This window comes from Microcystis sp. M53603_WE2, assembly GCF_030065435.1.
Window position 1 is genome coordinate 1 of the sequence record NZ_JASJFF010000746.1, and the last position, 2,274, is coordinate 2,274.

General features: G+C 45.8%; 3 protein-coding genes. 1 reads left to right on the forward strand and 2 read right to left on the reverse strand.

What is annotated here, in order from left to right; genetic code table 11:
• Window positions 1-3: 3 nt before the first annotated feature.
• Window positions 4-990, reverse strand: a complete 987-nt coding sequence (petA, locus tag PX481_RS16105; RefSeq protein WP_002754684.1) for a cytochrome f — start codon at window positions 988-990, stop codon at window positions 4-6.
• 43 nt (window positions 991-1,033) lie between these two features.
• Window positions 1,034-1,573, reverse strand: coding sequence for a cytochrome b6-f complex iron-sulfur subunit (gene petC, locus PX481_RS16110; protein ID WP_002737937.1), 540 nt, complete (start codon window positions 1,571-1,573; stop codon window positions 1,034-1,036).
• Window positions 1,574-2,011: 438 nt separating this feature from the next.
• Here petC and PX481_RS16115 point away from each other — a divergent pair.
• Window positions 2,012-2,274, forward strand: a 263-nt coding sequence (locus PX481_RS16115) for a type I restriction enzyme HsdR N-terminal domain-containing protein (RefSeq protein ID WP_288094968.1), incomplete at its 3' end; no start/stop codon positions are given.

The window sequence follows — 2,274 nt, forward strand, 5'->3', positions numbered from 1 at the left end:
CGATTAGAAATTCATTTCGGCCGCTTGTACTGTTTCCACTTGTTTTTTCTTAATAACTAAGAGGATTTGGCAGAGCATAATACCACCGAGGAATAAAACTAATCCTTTGATCCGGCCGGGATTTTGTAGGACAACTTCCGTCTCTTTTTGACCAAAACCGCCGACATTGGGGTTACTGGTTAAAAATTGTCCCACTTCGATCGCTTGACCTTCCGAGACGATTAACTCAGGACCTGCGGGAATATTTTCCACCACGGGGCCAGCTTCAGAAGTGATGGTGACTTCATAACCACCGGCTTCGGTTTTGCTGATCTGGCTAATTGTACCTGCGGTAGAAGCTTTGAAGGCGTTATTATTGCTGGGTTCACCGGTGGGGTACACTTGACCGCGACCACGATTGGCCCCTAAATGCACAGCATATTTACCGAAGTGAATACCTTTATTTTGGCTAGGATCGGGGGCCAGGACGGGGAAAACGATTTCTTTGTATTGATCACCGGGTAAGGGGCCGACGATAACCACGTTATCTTGACCTTCTTTGTAGGATTGGAAATAGACTCCACCGAGTTTTTCCTGCATTTCTTCGGGAATGCGATCGGGGGGCGCGATTTTAAAACCATCCGGTAGCATTAAGACTGCACCGACGTTTAAACCCCCCTTCGATCCGTCTCCTAACACCTGTTGACTGGCGGGATCGTAGGGGATTTTTACCACTGCTTCAAAGACGCTATCGGGTAATACCGAGTGGGGGATTTCAATTTCGGCGGGTTTTTGGGCTAAATGGCAGTTCGCGCAGACAATCCGACCTGTGGCCTCTCTGGGGGTTTCCGGGGCGGTTTGTTGCGCCCAAAAAGGATATGCTTGGGCAGATTGGGGGTTAATGACATCGCTGGTTAGGAGTAGGGAAACGGTAGCGATCGCCACGAGGACGGCTTTCACTAGGGCCTGTCTGTGGACTTGCGGGAAGCTTAAAAAGTTGAATGTTCTCATCTCTATCGGTTGAATAATTCCAAATCTCGTCACATTGAATAATCTAGGACCACCAGGGTTCTTCGCCGGTGCGGAAGTCGGTTTCCGTCCAAGTGGAGAAGACGACTTTATCATTATCGGTGACGTTGGCATGGGCGAGGGCTAAGGATAGAGGCGCTGGACCGCGAACTACTTTTCCTTCGGCATTGTACTGGGAACCGTGGCAAGGACACATGAATTTTTCCTCACTGGCATTCCAAGGCACCACACAACCTAAGTGGGTGCAGACGGCGTTAATTCCGTAGTTGGCCAGGGTTTTGTCCTCTTGGACGACTAAATAGGTGGGGTCGCCTTTTAAGCCTTGGGCTAAGGTGCGATCGCCAGGGTTATGGCTTCCCAGAAATTGACTGACAATCACATCATTACCGAGGGCATCTTTAGCGGTGACACCGCCACCCGTACCACCGGCCGAGGGGGGAATAAAATACTTAACAATCGGATACAAAGCCCCCGCTGCTACTCCGGTAATTGTACCAAAGGTCAACAGGTTCATAAATTGACGACGACCCAAATCGGGAACATCTGTACCGGAAACTTGACTCATTGCTCCTTATCTCCAAATGTAAATTTTTGTAAACTAATTCTCATCTAAGGGCGATTTTGTGCATCTCGATCAAGACGAAAACCCAGAGCTTAAAGAAGGTTTACAAGGGCTTTATTAGATTATTACAGATATTGAGTCACGGACAATTGCCACGGCAAAGCTGCGTCAAATGCGATCGCTGTTTGATCGCTTTTGCCGAGATGAGAAACCGCGAACATCGAAAGAATCTTAAAAAATTTGATCCAATAGAAAAGTTAAGTCCCCATATACCTTTAACTTAAGTTAGTAGCCAAGAATACAATGATTTCAAGTCATGCCTACTGGCTGGTACAGGGAAAAGTCTTGCATAAATAGATTACTTAACTCAATTTGTCAAGGCTGGGATTACTTTCAATGCTTGGTATAAAAATTTTTATTTATCTCTATCATCTTTAACCCATGAAATTAGCTGATATTCTCAAAGACTCAAGTTATAAGTTGTCCCAGTTTACACCGACGGAAATTGAGCAATTAGAGCAGGCAATTACGCTTAAAAAGACGAAAAATGGGGAAGCTCCCTATACAATTTGCTTAGTACGGAAAAAAGAGATTAAACTTACCCCAGAAGAAGCGATTAGACAATTATATTTAAGGGTTTTAAGCGATCGCTTACATTATCCTCTCAGTCGCATTCAGGTGGAGTATGGGGTGAATTTTGGCAG